This window comes from Pseudomonas sp. G3-19 (genome assembly GCF_054855875.1).
Genome location: NZ_JBMPIQ010000003.1, coordinates 4,181,001 through 4,198,444, shown reverse-complemented (window position 1 = coordinate 4,198,444; position 17,444 = coordinate 4,181,001). Strand labels below are relative to the sequence as shown.

At 62.2% G+C, this 17,444-nt stretch carries 13 protein-coding genes; 11 read left to right on the top strand and 2 right to left on the bottom strand.

From position 1 onward, the window contains the following. Positions 1 to 115: 115 nt before the first annotated feature. From ACOYXI_RS19290 to ACOYXI_RS19265, 6 genes are read left to right on the top strand one after another with little or no spacing between them, the layout of a single operon-like run. Positions 116 to 1,675: a glycosyltransferase gene (locus ACOYXI_RS19290; RefSeq protein ID WP_461675182.1), complete on the top strand. Its 1,560-nt coding sequence runs from the start codon at positions 116 to 118 to the stop codon at positions 1,673 to 1,675. Continuing rightward, positions 1,669 to 2,973, top strand: a complete 1,305-nt coding sequence (locus ACOYXI_RS19285) for a glycosyltransferase (protein ID WP_461675181.1) — start codon at positions 1,669 to 1,671, stop codon at positions 2,971 to 2,973. The genes ACOYXI_RS19290 and ACOYXI_RS19285 overlap by 7 nt, the downstream gene beginning before the upstream one ends. Beyond that, positions 2,970 to 4,124: an acyltransferase family protein gene (locus tag ACOYXI_RS19280; protein WP_461675180.1), complete on the top strand. Its 1,155-nt coding sequence runs from the start codon at positions 2,970 to 2,972 to the stop codon at positions 4,122 to 4,124. Before ACOYXI_RS19285 ends, ACOYXI_RS19280 begins: the two co-directional genes overlap by 4 nt. Beyond that, positions 4,118 to 4,936: a class I SAM-dependent methyltransferase gene (locus ACOYXI_RS19275; RefSeq protein ID WP_027610312.1), complete on the top strand. Its 819-nt coding sequence runs from the start codon at positions 4,118 to 4,120 to the stop codon at positions 4,934 to 4,936. The genes ACOYXI_RS19280 and ACOYXI_RS19275 overlap by 7 nt, the downstream gene beginning before the upstream one ends. 48 nt (positions 4,937 to 4,984) lie before the next feature. After that, positions 4,985 to 6,178 carry a DUF3142 domain-containing protein gene (locus ACOYXI_RS19270; protein ID WP_461675179.1) on the top strand — a complete coding sequence of 398 codons (1,194 nt, stop codon included), beginning with the start codon at positions 4,985 to 4,987 and terminating at the stop codon, positions 6,176 to 6,178. Next, entirely contained in the window at positions 6,165 to 8,303 is a 2,139-nt protein-coding gene (locus ACOYXI_RS19265) for a hypothetical protein (RefSeq protein WP_461675178.1), read from the top strand. The genes ACOYXI_RS19270 and ACOYXI_RS19265 overlap by 14 nt, the downstream gene beginning before the upstream one ends. Here ACOYXI_RS19265 and ACOYXI_RS19260 read toward each other — a convergent pair. Next, on the bottom strand, positions 8,300 to 8,929 hold the full coding sequence (locus tag ACOYXI_RS19260; RefSeq protein ID WP_097090246.1) for a LysE family translocator: 630 nt from the start codon (positions 8,927 to 8,929) through the stop codon (positions 8,300 to 8,302). The genes ACOYXI_RS19265 and ACOYXI_RS19260 overlap by 4 nt on opposite strands. Before the next feature lie 144 nt (positions 8,930 to 9,073). On the opposite strand from ACOYXI_RS19260, the gene ACOYXI_RS19255 reads away from it, so the two are divergent. Then, the gene (locus ACOYXI_RS19255) at positions 9,074 to 9,547 is read left to right on the top strand and encodes an Lrp/AsnC family transcriptional regulator (RefSeq protein ID WP_007960832.1); all 474 of its coding nucleotides are present in this window, start codon (positions 9,074 to 9,076) and stop codon (positions 9,545 to 9,547) included. Between the two features lie 157 nt (positions 9,548 to 9,704). Here the strand turns inward: ACOYXI_RS19255 and lpdA are convergent, their stop codons facing one another. Next, the gene (lpdA, locus tag ACOYXI_RS19250; RefSeq protein ID WP_461675177.1) at positions 9,705 to 11,105 is read right to left on the bottom strand and encodes a dihydrolipoyl dehydrogenase; all 1,401 of its coding nucleotides are present in this window, start codon (positions 11,103 to 11,105) and stop codon (positions 9,705 to 9,707) included. 209 nt (positions 11,106 to 11,314) lie between these two features. Here lpdA and hflK (ACOYXI_RS19245) point away from each other — a divergent pair, with 209 nt between their 5' ends. Genes hflK (ACOYXI_RS19245) through ACOYXI_RS19230 form a run of 4 tightly spaced genes read left to right on the top strand, consistent with a single transcriptional unit; the run spans position 11,315 to position 17,278 of the window. Next, a complete protein-coding gene (gene hflK / locus ACOYXI_RS19245) occupies positions 11,315 to 13,279 on the top strand; it encodes a protease modulator HflK (RefSeq protein WP_461675571.1) in 1,965 nt (654 codons plus the stop codon). Beyond that, entirely contained in the window at positions 13,276 to 14,316 is a 1,041-nt protein-coding gene (hflC, locus tag ACOYXI_RS19240) for a protease modulator HflC (protein ID WP_461675176.1), read from the top strand. Before hflK (ACOYXI_RS19245) ends, hflC begins: the two co-directional genes overlap by 4 nt. Further along, the gene (hflK, locus tag ACOYXI_RS19235; RefSeq protein WP_461675175.1) at positions 14,313 to 15,374 is read left to right on the top strand and encodes a protease modulator HflK; all 1,062 of its coding nucleotides are present in this window, start codon (positions 14,313 to 14,315) and stop codon (positions 15,372 to 15,374) included. Before hflC ends, hflK (ACOYXI_RS19235) begins: the two co-directional genes overlap by 4 nt. After that, positions 15,371 to 17,278 (top strand): heavy metal translocating P-type ATPase, encoded by a 1,908-nt coding sequence (locus tag ACOYXI_RS19230; protein ID WP_461675174.1) that lies wholly within the window; start codon positions 15,371 to 15,373, stop codon positions 17,276 to 17,278. Before hflK (ACOYXI_RS19235) ends, ACOYXI_RS19230 begins: the two co-directional genes overlap by 4 nt. The last annotated feature ends 166 nt before the right edge of the window (positions 17,279 to 17,444 follow it).

The following is a 17,444-nucleotide window of genomic DNA, read 5'->3' as shown; positions in this document are numbered from 1 at the left end:
CAAGAACAAAGACGGGCTGGAAGATGCAGGACGAGTGTCGGCATGCCGACCACGATTCAGCGCTTCGCCGTCATGGATTGAAGCAGCCGGGATGGCGGCTTCATCGTGGGATGCCATGAACTTCATTCTTTACTCGGACGTCAACGACCGTTCCATCAGCCAGAGTCTCGGGCGTCCCGAATACAGTTACTACTTCGTGCTCAAGGCTTATCGCCCAGTGCTGGAAAGCCTTGGGCGGGTGCATGTGGTGTCCGCCATCACCGAGGTTGATCCGCTCTTTCGCCAATTGCGCGAGGCGGGCGAAGACAGCCTGTTTCTCTCCTTCACCCCGCCGCAAAATACGCCGACCGATCTCGAGTGTCCGACCCTGTGTGTGGTTGCCTGGGAGTTCGATTCGATCCCGGACGAGATCTGGGACAACGATCCGCGCCACGACTGGACGCAGATGCTGGCCCGACAAGGGCGGGTGATTACTCTGTCCAGCCATACTGCCCGGGCGATTCGCCGGGCGCTGGGCGAGGACTTTCCGGTACTGGTGTTGCCGACACCGTTGTGGGAGAACTTTGCGGCGATTCGTCAGCAGCAAGTTCCGGCGCCGGTCAATCCAGGCACGCCGCTGGCGATCAAGGGCTGCATTTTCGACAGCCGTACGCTGGCGCTCTCAGCCGATGACCTGCTGCCCAAACCACTGACCGCCGAGCAACTGGCCGCGATCGAGGCACAGCGACCTCCTCCGCTGACCTTCAAACGGCGCCTGGTCATCGCCCGGCACTACCTGCGCCAGTGGCGCCTGGATGCAGGCCGCGAACAGCTACAGCCGCGGGTGAAGTTTCTGCATCACTGGTATTGGGAGGGACTGCGTGATCTTTTCTCACGCAGGGCGCATGCCTGGCTGGAGCGACAGCTGCCGAGTATCGCCGGTCCACAGGCGGTGGCAGTGGCCGAACCGCCGCCGCTGGATCTGCCGGACACCACGTCGGTGGTCGACACCACGGTCGACGGTGTGGTCTACGTCACCGTGTTCAACCCCAAAGATGGCCGCAAGAACTGGCATCAACTGATCACCGCGTTTTGCTGGGCGTTTCGGGAAACGGCCGATGCGACGCTGGTATTGAAAATCACCCAGAACGACCTGGCGTCTTACTACAGCGAATTAATGACGCTGTTGGCGCAGCTCTCACCCTTTGCCTGCAGGGTGGTGGTGTTGCACGGTTATCTGGATGACGCCCAGTACACCCGGCTTTACGCTGCTGCCAGTTACTACGTCAACGCCTCGCGCTGTGAGGGCCTGTGTCTGCCGTTGATGGAGTTCATGTCCAGTGGCAAACCGGTAATCGCCCCGGATCACACGGCCATGGAAGACTACATCGACGACAGCGTCGCCTTCGTGATCAAGTCCAGCGAAGAACCCGCCATCTGGCCGCAGGACTCGCGGCTGATTTACCGCACCCTGCGCCACCGCCCGGATTGGGCTTCGCTGAAACAAGCCTACGAGGACAGCTACCGCATGGCCAAAGACCAGCCGGAGCGGTACCGGCAGATGTCGGCGGCAGCAGTCGAGCGCATGCATGACTACTGCGCTTTTGCCCCCGTGCAAATGCGCATGGCGGAATTTTTCGGGCTTGCACCGCATCCCGCCAATGCTGCGTCAGTGACGGAAAACGCCTCATGCTGATCATCATTCATTCGGAAACCAACCAGCACACCATTGCACAGAATCTGGGGCGCTCGGAGTACAGCTATTACTTCGTGCTCAAGGAATATCGCCCGGTACTCGAGCGTCTCGGACGCGTGGTGGAAGTGGCCGATCCGCTGACCGAAGTCGACGCGCTTTACGAGGAATGCCGCGCCAGTGGCGAGCCGTGCGTCTTCCTGTCGTTCTCGCCGCCCCATCGCACGCCGGTACACCTGATGTGTCCGACTTTGCCGGTGTTTGCGTGGGAGTTCAGCACCATCCCCAATGAGCCGTTTGCCGGTGAGCCGCGCAACGACTGGCGCACGGTGCTGCAGGCTTGCGGAGCGGCGATCACCCATTCCTGCTACACCGTTAACGCGGTGCGCGAGGCAATGGACAGCGATTACCCGATCGTCGCGGTGCCTGCGCCGGTATGGGATCGCTTTGCCGCCCGCGGTGCGCCGTTGCAGGGCCAGCCACCGAATGGACCGGTACGGTTGAAGATCAAGGGATTGGTGGCCGACAGTCGCAAACTTGACTTGAACGCATTCGCCCCCCGGCCTTTGCGCACGGGCAAGGGACTCGATTTCCATGCGCCGGTCAGGGAGCAAGAGTTGCTGCTCGACGGCGTGGTCTACACCTCAGTGTTCAATCCCGGCGATGGGCGCAAGAACTGGGAGGACATGCTCAGTGCATTCTGCGTGACGTTCCGCGAGGTCGAGGACGCAACGCTCGTGCTGAAACTGACGCACCACGATGCCGAAGAAGCGCTGAGCGACATCCTCCACCACCTGTACAAGAATCAGTCCTACCGCTGCCGGATCGTGCTGATCTACGGCTACCTCGCGGACGCCGATTATGAGCGTCTGGTGCAGGCGACCCGCTATGTGGTCAACACGTCCTATGGCGAGGGCCAGTGCCTGCCGTTGATGGAATTCATGTCCTGCGGCAAACCGGCGGTGGCGCCGCGTACGACGGCAATGATCGATTACCTGAGTGCCGACAATGCCTTTCTGATCGACTCCACCGACGAGCTCACGGCCTGGCCGCATGACCCGCGCAAGGCCTTCCGCACCCTGCGTTATGTGACTAACTGGACGTCTTTGTGCACGGCCTATCGCGCCAGCTATGCGGTCGCCAAAGACGATCCGCAACGTTATGCACAGATGGCCGCTCAGGCGGTGAGCAGCCTGCAGGATTTCTGCAGTCAGGCAGTGGCCGAGCAGCGGTTGCAAGTGTTTCTGGGGCAGTTGTTCGAACGCCGGGTTGCCGCAGACCCCGAGATGCGCGGGCCATGAACAGCAAGCGGATCATGGACATCGAGGTACTGCGCGCGATCGCGGTGCTCGGTGTGCTGTTTCATCACCTGCAGGGCAGCCTGTTCACCGACACCGTGCCGCTGCTGCAAACAGTCCACCATTGGGCGCAGTCCTGGTGGGGCGTTGACCTGTTTTTTGCGATTTCCGGATTTGTCATCGCCCGCAGCCTGATCCCCGCTCTGCAAGGCTGCACGAGCCGTCGACAGTGCTGGGAGCAGACACGCAATTTCTGGCTGCGCCGGGCCTTTCGTTTGTTGCCCTCGGCCTGGCTGTGGCTGGCGCTGATGTTGCTGGCCTGTGTCTTGCTCAATCGCTCAGGTGCGTTCGGCACGCTGCACGCCAACCTGCAGGCGACACTGGCCGGGGTGTTGCAGTACGCCAATTTCCGTTTTGCCGACAGTTTCTTTCAGTACGAATACGGCAGCAGTTTCGTCTACTGGAGCCTGGCACTGGAGGAGCAGTTCTACTTGCTGTTCCCGCTGCTGATTGTCGTGTGTCGCCGACATCTGGGCTGGGTATTGCTGGCGCTGGTCGCGGTGCAACTGTTCACGTTGCGCACCCCCTTGCTGATGGTGGTGCGCACCGATGCCCTGGCCCTCGGCGTATTGCTGGCGATGTGGAGCGCGCAGCCGGGTTATTCCCGTTGGGAACCGAGGTTCCTGCGGCGGCCGTGGGCCGGCGTTTCGGTACTGATTGTGCTGGCGTTGCTGCTGAGTTACATGGCCACCGGCCGCTTCACGTTCGCCTCTTACCGCATCGGCTCGATCGCCATGCTCAGCGCGCTGCTGGTGTGGATTGCCTCGTACAACCGCGATTACCTGCTGCCGCGCGGAAGGTTGCAACGGCTGATGGCGTGGATCGGCAGCCGCTCCTACGGCATCTACCTGATCCATATTCCGGCCTATCTGCTGGTCCGTGAATTGATCTTCCGCTTGCAGGACGCGGGGCTGCCCAGTCCGGCCGGGCACCCGATTCTCACGGTGCTGATCGCCGGCGGTCTGATCGCGCTGCTCAGCGAATTGAATTACCGATTCATCGAAATGCCGATGCGCAATCGCGGCGCCGCGCTGGTGCGCCGCCTCGGTACGTCGCGAACCGCCGTCCCATCCTCTGGAGCTACCTCATGCTGAGCCTTTTGAAGAAACTCACGGCAACGTCTCCCGCACCGGTTGCTGTGCCATCTGCCGCCGACAAGGTTGATCCGTACATGCTCGGCCTGTACGACGCAAAGCTCAGTGGCTGGTTCAATCAAGAGACCGACGAGCTGTTCACAGGCTTTCGGGTGAGCGCCGATGACACGTTGCTCGATGTCGGCTGTGGCGACGGCGGTAATGTGCATTTCTGCGGCATGCGCGGGGCGAAGATCATCATTGCCGACATCGACGCGGCCAAGGTCGAGGCCACCCGCCAGCGTCTGAGCGATACCCCGGCACGCAGCGTCGAATGCCACGTGACCGACTGCAACCCGCTGCCGATTGCCGATGCCACCGCCACCCGCGTGGTCTCCACCGAAGTCATCGAGCATGTCGACGATCCGGCGCAATTTCTCGCCGAACTGGTACGTGTCGGCAAGCCGGGAGCGCTGTACCTGCTGAGCGTGCCGCATCCCAGCTCGGAAGATTTGCAGAAAGACATTGCCTCGCCGGACTATTTCCAGAAACCCAACCACATTCGCATCATCAGTGAAGAGCAGTTCAAGGCGATGGTCAGTGACGCCGGGCTGGAGATCATCAGCCACAGTCAGTACGGCTTTTACTGGTCGATGTGGATGCTGTTGTTCTGGGAAGCCAAGGTCGAATTCAGTAACCCCGATCACCCGTTGCTCGAGCATTGGGCCAATACCTGGCAAGCGGTGCTCGATTCGCCCCGTGGTGCACAGATCAAGCAGGCGCTGGACGCCGTGGTGGCGAAGAGTCAGGTGATCATTGCCCGCAAGCCTTGAGTGCTTTTGTGTACCCTTGCAGCCTGATGTCTCAGGGATCTGCAAGGTATGCGCGTTATCGTCGGGTTGTCGGCCATGCTGGCGGTGTTGTTGCTCTGTGCTTGTGAGCGACAGGACGCAGCGCCACTCGATCAGCAACTCTACGTCTGGCAACGGCAATGGACGTCCGCCCATGAGCTCGCGCTGAAAGACAGCCGCAGCGACTTTTCGACCTTGCGCGTGCTGGCCTTGCAGGCATTCCCCAATGACGGCTGGCATCGGGCGCGGATCGACGCGCCATTGCTCAAGCACGATGGCCGGCCTCTGATCGCGGTGATTCGTCTCGACGGTCAGCTCAAAAGTCTGGATCAGTCGCAGGTCACGGCGCAGATTCTTCAGGTTGTCGCCGACTGGCAGGCGCAGGGGCTGACCCTGAGTGGCGTCGAGATCGATCATGACGCGGGTAATGCGCGTCTGCCGGAATACACCGAGTTCCTGACACATCTGCATTCCGCGTTGCCCGCATCGTTGCCGCTGAGCATCACCGCGCTGCCGGCGTGGCTCGGCAGTTCACAGCTGCCGGCGTTGTTGGCCACAGTCGACAGCAGCGTGCTGCAGGTGCACGCCGTCAGCGATCCGCGACGCGGCTTGTTCGACCCCAAGCAGGCTCGGCGCTGGGCCAGCGCCTGGGGCAAAATCAGCAGCAAACCGTTCTATCTGGCGTTGCCGGCCTATGGCGTGGCGCTGCTGCCGGATGCCGACGGTGCCCCGGTGGTGGAAAGCGAAGTACCGATCGAACGTGAAGGGCAACGCCGGGAACTGCTCGCCGATCCGTTGCAACTGAGCCGACTTGCAAAAGAGCTGCGCGAGGACCCGCCGGAACATCTGGCCGGGCTGATCTGGTTTCGCCTGCCGCTGGCCAATGATCGTCGGGCCTGGAGCCTGACCACGTTGCGCGCCGTGGCCCGCGGCGATGCGTTGAGCAGCCAACTCGGTCTGGCGTTCAGCGACCACGATGGCCTGCAGGACATCGCCCTGCGCAATGTCGGAAACCTCGACAGTGCCTGGCCCGCACGGATCATCGTCAAGGCCAGCGCTTGCGAGGGCGCCGATGCGCTTGCCGGTTATTCGTTGCAACAGAGCGCGGATCTGCTTACCTTCACCCGCCTGCGCGACGGTCGTTTGCCGGCGGGTGGACAACGCGCCATCGGTTGGGCGCGCTGTGCATTTATTGATCAAGGAGGTTCGCATGTTGACCCGTAACTGGCCCCGCCATCTGCTCTGCCTGAGCCTCAGCCTGCCGCTGGGTTCGGCGTTGGCCTGCGGCCCGGACTTCCCGATGCGCCTGCTCGACAATCGCGGGCAAACCCTGGCCGATTTGCCGGAGGGCAACTTCAACTTCGAGATCAGCCGCCTCGGCAAGACCATTGCCGGGCTGAAGAATGTCACGGCGGCGACGTACAATCCCGACGATATCTACGGTGACGCAAGCGAGCCTGCTGCGCTGCGCGAAAAAGCCGAGCAGGTCGGTCTGAGCGCCGAGCAACAGGCGCTGGTCAAGCAACTGCGTGGCCTGAGCGATGCGCGTCAGGTCGAGGCGCAGGGCGCCGGTCTGCCGGCGGAAATCCGTTTGTACGTGGCCGGCGCGGTGGCGTTTGCCACTGGCGATCATCCGCTGGCGATCGAATATTTCAACAAAGTGCTGGCACTGCCGGCCGATCAGCGTCCGCTGCGCAGCACCTGGGCGGCGTATTCCCTGGGTCGTGCCTGGTTTGCCATGAGTGCCGAGGCGGGCGATGTCATCGAAGTGCTGGAGGATGCGCGCGCGGCCTTCCGTCAGGCTCGTCAACTGAGCATCGATGGCTTCAGCGACCCGCTGGAGCTGGGGGTGGCCAGCCTCGGCGAAGAGGCGCGGGTGCTGCGCAACGCTGGTGACTGGAACGGCGCCATCGAACTGTACGAAGCGCAGAACCTGCACGGCTCGGCCGTGGGTTACACCTCGCTGAAACAACTGATGAATGAGCTGGCCGAACTGCCCGAACCGCAACTGGCCAAGTTGCTGGAGCGCAAAGCCGTGCAGCAACTGGTTACCGCTTCGTTGATCAGCCGCATGGGTTGGTCATTCGACGAACAACCGCCGAACGAGAAGAAACTGATCAAGCTGCTGCAGGACAGCACCCGTGGCAGCCTGGAAAACGCCGATCGACTGGCGGCGATGAACTATCAACAGGGTGATTACGCCAGCGCCAAGGCCTTCCTTGAAAACGCCGGTGACGGCGGACTGGCGTGGTGGCTGCGGGCCAAACTGGCGGTGCGTGACGGCGATAAAAATGCCGCAGCTGCCGCCTATGCCAAAGCCGCGCAGGCGTTCCCGCAGAGCGAAGATTGGGGCTACCGGCGCACCCCTGACTGGGACTTCGAAACCGTCCAGCCGAAATGCCGGGTCGAGGGCGAAAGTGCGATTCTGGCGCTGCAACGTGGCGAATACCTGCAAGCGTTCGTGCAGCTGTATCGCAGCAACAGCATCTACTGGTTCGACGCGGCGACGGTGGCCGAGCGCGTGCTGACGGTCGATGAGCTCAAGCGCTATGTCGATGACAACGTACCGGCGCCGCCGGCATTGACCCAGCAGCAGCGCGACAACTACGTGCCGCTGCCGGTCGCCGCCAGCCTGCGCAATCTGCTGGGACGGCGCTTGCTGCGTGAAGGGCATTACGAGGAAGCGGTCGGCTATTTCGACAATCCCGATCTGCAGCACAAGGCCCGTCTGTACGGCGAGCAACGGATGAAGGCTGACGCTGCGTGGTGGCCGACCAAACGCGCCAGCGCCTTGTACAACGCGGCGTGGACCGCGCGTGAATGGGGCATGGACATTCTCGGTTACGAGATGGCGCCGGACTACGCCACGTTTGGCGGCAACTACAGCCTGGAAAACACCGAGCTGAAAGTCGGGCCGCTGGTGGCCGAGGCTGAAGTCCAGCGCCAGAAGGCCAGTGAAGCGCAGCCGGATGAGCGTTATCACTACCGTTTTGTCGCCACCGCGCTGGCCAGCCGGGCCGCCGATAATTTGCCGCACACCAGTCAGGCGTTTGCGGCGGTGTTGTGTAACGCTGCGGGTTTCAACAGCAGCCTGGAAGAGCAGAGCGCGCTGTATCGACGCTACGTCAATGAAGGCCCGTACGTGCCGTGGGCGGTGGACTTCGGTAATCAGTGCCCCTATCCGGATTTCGAAAACGCCGACAAGCGTTACGTCACCCAGGTGACCGATGCCGCGCGCATGGCTCTGCGGCCTTACAAATGGCCGGTACAGATCGGCGCGATCGTACTGGCGGTCGGCGTTGCATTGGCGCTGATCAGCCGGCGCCAACGCAAGTCCCGCAAACCCTAGGCCTGCTGGATAAACGTCAGGCGCACGGCGAAGCCGATCAACAGGCTGCCGAACAGCCATTGCTGAACGCGTTGGGCGGTTGGACTGTGTTGCAGCCAACGGCCCAGCGCCGCGCCGGTCAGGGCATAGGCACTGTCGAACAGCAGCCCGATGCCCACCAGCAACGCGCCGAGGGTGGCAAATTGGGTCAGCACTGCTGCGCCGTCATTGACGATGAATTGTGGCAACAGCACCGAGCAGAACAGCAAGGCCTTGGGATTGAGCAGATTGGTCAGCAGGCCACGGCGAATCGCCTCGCGCCATTGTCCTTGGGTGTCAGTCACGGCAGCCGTATTCAGGTTCGGCAGCAAGCTGCTGCGCAAGCATTGAATGCCGATCCACAGCAAGTACGCCGCACCAGCCAGGCGCACCAGATCAAACGTCCACGGCGCCGCCTTGAACAGCGCCGCCAGACCCAATGCCGCCAATGCCACGTGACAGCCCCGGGCGATCGCCAGGCCAACGGCGGTTGCCAGCGCCGCACCGCGACCCTGGCGGGCACCGGTTTGCAGCAACAGAATCATGTCCGGGCCGGGCAACAGGAAGACCACCGCCAATGCCAGAAAAAACAGCCAGAAACTCGTCATGTCGCAGCCCTTTCGTTATCGATTCGGTGAGCAAAGTCTATGGCGCAAGGGCGGGGCAGGTGCTTGCGAAGTCAGCTTCAAAAACCCTTGGGATTGGCATAACCTGCTTTCTTTTTGCGCCTTGACCAGCAGGATCTGCCAAACATGAAACTCGACGCTTTTGATCGCAAGATTCTCGCTGCGTTGCAGCGCAACGGACGGCTGAGCAATGTCGAGCTGGCGGACGAGATCGGCCTGTCGGCGTCACCTTGCTTGCGCCGGGTGCGGATGCTGGAGGAGGCCGGGGTGATTCGTGGCTACCAGGCCAACCTTGATCGCGATGAAGTAGGACTGGGGCTGACGGTGTTTGTCGGGGTCAAGGTCGAGCGCCACAACGATGAGCAGGCCGAAGCCTTTTACGCGGCAGTCACCGCCCTGCCGGAGGTGATCTCGGCGTTTCTGGTGTCGGGCGAATCGGACTTTCTGTTGCAGGTGGTGGTGCCGGACCTGCGCGCATACGACCGCTTTCTCAGCGGCTGCCTGCTGAAGCTGCCGGGGGTGAGTGACATTCGCAGCAACTTTGCGATTCACACGGTGAAGACCCCGGGGGCGTTGCCGTTGGGGCATCTTCCGCTGTAGAGCGGGTTGCTCCCACATTCGACCGCAATCCTCCAGCAGGAACACGGTCAACTGTGGGAGCTGGCTTGCCAGCGATAGCGGTGTGTCAGCGACCGCAACGGTTAAAGGACTGACGCCATCGCTGGCAAGCCAGCTCCCACAGGGTTTGGGTGACCACCTACATCTGCGTCGCCATCCCCTCGACATTCATCGCCGCCTGACGCAGAGCCTCGGAGCGGGTCGGGTGCGGATGGCAAGTCAGCGCGATATCTTCGGCAGACGCACTGAACTCCATGGCCACGCAGTACTCACCGATCATTTCACTGACGCTCGGGCCGACCAGGTGCACGCCGAGGATCTCGTCCGTGCGTTCGTCGGCGAGGACTTTGGCGAAGCCTTCGGTCTCATGGTTGATCTTGGCCCGGCTGTTGGCGGTGAACGGGAATTTACCGACTTTATAGGTGCGCCCTTCAGCCTTGAGCTGCTCCTCGGTCTTGCCGACGCTGGCCAGCTCGGGCCGGGTGTAGATGACGTTGGGAATCAAGTCGTAATTGACCTCGCCGGCCTTGCCGACGATCTGTTCCACGCAGGCCATCGCTTCGTCTTCGGCCTTATGCGCAAGCATCGGGCCTGATGTCACGTCACCGATCACCCATACGCCGGTTGCCTCGGTACGGTGCTGGCGGTTGGCGAGCATGCCGCGCTTGTCGGTGCTCAGGCCGACGTTCTCCAGGCCCAGGCCTTTGGTGTACGGGCGCCGGCCGATCGCGACCAGTACGTAGTCGGCTTCCAGTAACTCGGCGCTGCCACCGGCGGCGGGTTCGACGCTGAGCTGCACACCGTTGACCGAGGGGGTGGCGCTGGTGACCTTCGAGCTCAATTTGAAGCTGATGCCTTGCTTGCTCAGCGCACGCTGCAGGGTTTTGCCGGCCTCGCCATCAACACCCGGGCAGATGCGGTCGAGGTATTCGACCACGGTCACCTGGGCGCCGAGACGCCGCCAGACCGAGCCCAGTTCCAGGCCGATCACCCCCGCGCCGATCACCACCAGATGCTTGGGCACTTCACTCAGCGACAGCGCGCCGGTGGAGTCGAGGATGCGTTGATTGTCGATCTCGACGCCGGGCAGGGGCGTGGGTTCGGAGCCGGTAGCGATGATGATGTCCTTGGCGCTCAGCTCGGTTTTGTTGCCTTGATCGTCGGTCACCGTGACTTTGCCCGGGCCATCGATGTGGCCCCAGCCCTTGATCCAGTCGACCTTGTTTTTGCGAAACAGAAACTCGATGCCTTTGGTCAGGCCGCTCACGCTTTCGTCTTTCTGTTTCATCATTTGCGCGAGGTTGAGCGTGGGTTTGACCTCGATGCCGAGGTTGGCGAATTCCGCACCCATGGCCGCGTCGTACAGCTCCGAAGCATGCAGCAAGGCCTTCGACGGCATGCAACCGACGTTCAGGCAGGTGCCGCCGAGGGTGGCGCGGCCTTCCACGCAGGCTGCTTTCAGGCCCAGCTGGCCGGCGCGGATCGCCGCGTTATAACCACCGGGGCCGCCGCCCAGAATGACCACGTCGTAGTTGCTCATGCTGTTGCTCCTCGTTGGGATGCGGATCGCTAAAAGTAGTCGGTCGATAAAATTACGAACGTAATATGTGCGTTTCCGGACATTTCGGTCAAGGCTTCAGGCAAGCGACAGGTTGCGCATCTTTAGATAAGCGAATTTGTGTACGAATATTTCACGCTTTTCGTTATATCGTAACGATAAGACCGGTGAATCAATGGCTTTGGGGTGATATGCAAGTCGATCTGGATGTCGATGGCACGCAAGTGACCGGGTTGCCGCGCTTTCAACAAGCGGCCACACAGGGGCGACGTTTGCGTCGTCTGGCCATCGGTCTCGGCGGATTGGCCGGGGCAGGGTGGGTGCTGGCGCTGTTTGTCGAACTGTTTGCCGCGCAATCGATATGGCCGGCCTTGTTGGTGAATTTGGGCGCGGCTTTGCTGGTGTTGGTCGCCGGCTTGCAGTCGGCGTGGTGGGTGACGCAATGGCGTGCAGGGGTGATTGACCCGCCGGTATCGGTGGCGCTGACCGAGGAGCTGGAGCCAGTAGCGCCGGATGGCTGGTACGAACGGCTGCTGGAGCGGTTGAGTCAGTGCGGCCTGCACCTGCTCGGTCAGATTGGCGCGGCCACGTTGTGGCTGGGCGGCTGGTCAGTACTGGTGGTGCTCGCCGTCGGGCAGGTGTGGAATCTGGCATTGCCTGCCGCTGCGGTCGGGTTGTCGGCCACGGTGGGCGCGGCGCTGATGTTGCTGTTGGGTTTCGGCTTGCTGGTGCTGGAGCGGCAACTGGCTCAGGAGAGTCCAGCGCAATGGCCGGAAGCCGGGTCTCTCGCGCAACTGGCGCGGGTGGCGATCATCAGCCTGGTGCTGGGCGCGTTGTGCCTGCTGTTCGCCAGCGAGGCTTCGGTGTGGCCAGTACGGCTTGCGGTGTTGATCGGGATCTTGCCGGGATTCGTCGCGATCGAGTTGCTATTGCGCGCAGTCCTGTCGATATTCAGTCCTCGTCGTGAACAGCTCGAACCGACCCTGCTGGCACGCAGTTTTGTCGCTGACATGCTGCGCTGGCCGCCGCAGCCGCTTCTGGCCTTGCAGCACGAATTGCACAATCGTTTCGGCATCGATCTGCGCCAGATCTGGGCGTTCAGTTACATGCGCCGCGCCTTTCTGCCGGTGCTGGCGCTGGTCGCTGCGGTCGGCTGGTTACTGACCGGTATCCACGAAATCCCGCTGCAAGGGCGCGGTATCTACGAGCGCTTCGGCAAGCCGGTGCAAGTGTTTGGCCCCGGATTGCACGCCGGTCTGCCGTGGCCATTGGGCCGTGTATTGAGCGTCGAGAATGGCGTGGTGCACGAGTTGGCAACCAGCGTCGGCGATGCTCCTGCCCCGACCCAGGCTGATCCTGCCGAAGGCCCGGCGCCGATGGCCGCCAACCGCTTGTGGGATGCCAGCCACGTCAATGACAAATCCCAGGTGATCGCCAGCAGCCGTGGCGATCAGCAGAGCTTTCAGATCGTCAACATGGACGTGCGCTTCGTTTATCGCATTGGTCTGCGTGATCAGGATGCCTTGGCCGCCACTTACAACAACGCTGATGTGCCGACGCTGATCCGCAGCACCGCGAGCCGGATTCTGGTGCACGATTTTGCCTCGCGCACCCTCGACGGTCTACTCGGTGCTGACCGGGTAGGGCTGGGCGAAGAAATCGGCCGCGCAGTGCAAGGTGATCTACAGAAACTCGACAGCGGTGTGGAGATTCTCGCCACCGTGGTCGAAGCAATTCATCCACCCGCCGGCGCCGCCAATGCTTATCACGGCGTGCAAGCCGCGCAGATCGGCGCGCAGGCGTTGATCTCCCGTGAGCGCGGTGCTGCGGCAGAAGCCAGTAATCAGGCGCAGTTGCAAGCCAGTCTCGCTCGCGATCAGGCCAGTGCCAGCGCCCGTGAAATCAATGCGGCGGCGCAGGCGGCAGACCTGAAGTTCAGCGCTGAGCAGAAAGCCTATGCCAGCGCTGGCCAGGCATTCGTGCTCGAGCAATATCTGAGTCAGCTCAGCCTCGGCTTGAGCAAGGCCAAACTATTGGTACTCGACCACCGTTTAGGCGGCAGCAGCAATGCGCCGACCATCGATCTGCGTACGTTTACGCTGCCGGCTGATCCCACGCCTGCGCGCACCACCGCTCAACCAGGAGTTGCCCCTTGAGCCAGTCGCACACTCACGATTCCCATGACCACAGCGGCCACGATCATGGCCACGCCGGGCATCACCATCATCATGGGCATCATCACCACGGTGTGCCGGAAGAGGCGGGGCCATTCCCGTGGCGGCGCATGGGCTGGGCGTTGTTGCTGGTGGGGTTTGCCATCGCGGCGGCAAGCCTGGTCCAGGTGCGCTCGGGCGAGGCCACCGTCATCACTCGTTTCGGTAATCCGTCGCGGGTACTGCTTGAGCCGGGTTTGAGCTGGCGTTGGCCGGCGCCGTTCGAAGCGGCGATCCCGGTGGATCTGCGCCTGCGTACCACCTCCAGTGGGTTGCAGGATGTCGGCACCCGCGACGGTTTGCGCATCATCGTTCAGGCCTACGTGGCGTGGCAGGTGCAGGGCGACCCGGACAATGTGCAGCGTTTCATGCGCGCGGTGCAGAACCAGCCGGACGAAGCGGCGCGGCAGATTCGCACCTTTGTCGGCTCGGCGTTGGAGACCACCGCCAGCAGTTTCGACCTGGCGGATCTGGTGAACACCGATGCCAGCAAAGTGCGTATTGAAGATTTCGAAGCGCAACTGCGTCAGCAAATCGACCAACAGTTGCTCGCCACTTACGGTGTGCGCGTGGTGCAGGTGGGCATCGAACGCCTGACTTTGCCTTCGGTCACGCTCACGGCCACTGTCGATCGGATGCGCGCCGAGCGTGAAACAATTGCCACCGAACGCACCGCCATCGGCAAGCGAGAAGCCGCGCAGATCCGTTCTGCGGCCGAGCGCGATGCGCGAATTGTCCAGGCCGATGCCACGGTGAAGGCCGCAGAAATCGAAGCACAGTCGCGGGTCGAAGCCGCGCAAATCTACGGCCGTGCCTACGCTGGCTCGCCGCAGCTGTACAACCTGCTGCGCTCGCTCGATACCCTCGGCACCATCGTGACCCCGGACACCAAGCTGATCCTGCGTACCGACGCCGCGCCATTCCGCGTGCTGGTGGACGGCCCGCCGAATGTTGAAAATAAATTCGGATCGCAGCCATGAGTGATGAAGTTCCACGTGGAACACATTCGTTGAGCAGTCCGTGGATTCAGGCCGGACGCCTGGCGTTTTTCGCGTTATATGCGGTGACGGTATTGGCAGCGTTAGCCTGGGCGTTTTCCAATGTGCGGCAGATTGATCCGCAAAATCGCGCGGTTGTCTTGCACTTTGGCGCACTGCAACGCGTCCAGAATGCCGGGCTGTTGCTGGCCTGGCCGCAGCCGTTCGAGCAGGTGGTTTTGCTGCCGGCGGCGGATCGGGTCATTGAGCGCCGAGTGGAAAACCTTCTGCGCAGCAGTGAGGCGATCAAGGCTGATCGTGTAGCAACCTTCGCCACGCCACTGAGCGATGTACTGGCCGGTTCCGGCTATCTGCTGACCGGCGACGCCGGCGTGGTGCAACTGGATGTGCGGGTGTTTTACAAAGTCAGCGATCCCTATGACTTCGTGCTGCAGGGTGATCACGTGCTGCCAGCACTGGATCGGCTGGTCACCCGCAGCGCTGTGGCCCTGACCGCTGCTCGGGATCTGGATACGATTCTGGTCGCTCGGCCGGAGTTGATCGGCGCCGACAATCAAGCGGCTGAACGTCGTGAGCGTCTGCGCGGTGATCTGGTGCAAGGCATCAACAAGCGTCTGGCTGAATTGAAGGCGAGCGGGCAGGGCATCGGCATCGAAGTGGCGCGGGTCGACGTTCAGTCGAGTCTGCCGGATCCGGCGGTCAGTGCCTTTAATGCGGTGTTGACCGCCAGTCAGCAGGCCGACAAAGCCGTCGCCAATGCACGCACCGAGGCGGAAAAACTCACCCAAACCGCCAACGAACAAGCCGACCGTACTCTGCAAGTGGCCCATGCTCAGGCCGGCGAACGGCTGGCAAAAGCCTCTGCCGACACTGCCACGGTAATGAGCCTGGCCAAGGCGCAACAACAGGGCACCGACCCGCAGATGCTCCTGCGTCTGTACCGCGAACGCATGCCGAAAATTCTTGGTCAGGCCGGTTCGGTGACCACGGTCGATCCGAAAGACGATTCCCGCCTGATCATTCAGGGAGCCAGTAAATGACTGCGACCACCGCTGCACCGAGCCTGTTGTCCTCGGCCGAACAGCGCCGCGCTGCGCGCCAATTGACTTTGGCAATGCTCGCCTTGGGCTTGCTCGGCCTCGGTTTGATCTGGCGCTGGATGGTGCCGGAGCAAACTGGTGTCAGTCAGTTGCTGCTGGGTTTCGCCTCCTTATTAGTAGCGGTGCCGGTGATGCGCTCTGCTTGGTACAGCTTGCGTTATCCGAGCCTGCACGGCATCACCGATCAACTGATTGCTTTGGCGATGCTCGGTGCCTGGGCGACCGGCGATCTGCTGACCGCCGCGTTGCTGCCGATCATCATGATCTTTGGCCACGTGCTGGAAGAGCGCAGCGTGATCGGTTCGCAGGAAGCGATCCACGCCCTCGGCCAATTGACCCGCAGCCACGCGCGCAAGATTCAAGCGGACGGCTCGATCATTGAAGTCGACAACGGCAAGCTCAAACCCGGCGACACGGTCGAGGTGCGTGCAGGAGATCGGGTGCCGGCGGATGGCCGAGTGCTGTTCGGTCAGGCCAGCCTCGACACGGCGTCGATCACCGGCGAGTCGGTGCCAGTGGAAACGGCAGTGGGCATGACGGTGTTTGGCGGCGCGATCAACCTCGATGGCTTGCTGCGCATTGAGGTGACCCGCACCGGTGATCAATCGACGCTGGGCAAAGTCATCGCGCTAATGCAGAACGCCGAGCGTTCGAAGCCTCCGATCACCCGTCTGCTTGAACGCTATGCCGGCAGCTACATGGTGCTGGTGTTGCTGTTGGCGGCGGTGACCTGGTTTGTCACCCATGACGCGCAAGCGATGCTCGCGGTGCTGGTAGCCGCATGTCCTTGCGCTTTGGTGCTGTCGGCACCGGCCACAGCAATTGCCGGAGTGGCGGTGGCGGCGCGCCACGGCATTCTGATCCGCAGCTCGGCGTTCCTTGAGGAGTTGGCAGACCTCACATCACTGGTGGTCGACAAGACCGGCACGCTGACTTACGGCACCTTGCGTTTGCAATCGATCAGCAGTCCGCGTCTGGATCAGGCCTCGGTGATGGCGCTGGCCGCCAGTCTCGGTGCGGCCAGCAGTCATCCTGTCAGCCGGGCGTTGGCGGGGCTGGTGAGTCAAGAGCAGAGCCTGTCGCTAACAGATATTCACGAGCGTCAGGGTCTTGGGGTGGTCGCCATGACCACACAGGGCGAGGCGGCGCTGGGGCGTCCCGAACTGTTCGCGCAACTGGGCATCGTCACTACCATCGTTCCCGAGCACGACGGGCCGATTGCCGGATTGGCACTGAACGGCGAATTTGTCGCCTGGCTGTTGCTGGCCGACAGCGTCAAACCGGAAGCGCGCTTTGCCCTCGCTGAATTGCGCGAACTGGGGCTGGGTCGCCAGTTGCTGCTGACCGGCGACCGCCAGAGTGTTGCGCAGACCCTGGCCCGCGAGGTCGGCCTGCAAGACGTGGAAGCGCAGGCGCTGCCTGAGGACAAGCTCAACCGCGTGCTCAAGGAAATCGACAACGGTTTCCGGCCGATGGTGGTGGGTGACGGCATCAATGATTCGCTGGCGCTCAAGGCCGGGGTGGTGGGTGTGGCGATGGGCGCCGGCGGTGCCGACATCGCGCTGGCCTCGGCGGATATCGTGTTGATCGGCAGCGACCTGCGCCGCCTCGGCACCTGTGTGCGGCTGAGTCGTCAGTGCCGTCGAACCTTGCAGGTCAATGTGATCATCGGTCTGGGCTGGACCCTGGCGATCGTGGTGTTCGCGGCATTCGGCTGGCTCGGCGCGGCGGGGGCAATGATTGCGGCGCTGCTGCACAACCTCAGTACGCTGCTGGTGTTGGGCAATGCCGGGCGTTTGCTGCGGTTTCAGGAGCCATTGCTCAAGCTCAAGGATGATCACTGAAGTGAGTTTCAGCGAACTGTGCGCCGAATAGGCAGTCATCTATGGAGAGGGCGCACACTTCACGCCGTTACCTGGGCTAAAGCAGTAGTGGGTGCATGACGGCATGCAGGAGCGCCTGGAACGATAGTCTCGGCTAATTAAATCGATAGCCTGCTATTTTTCAAGG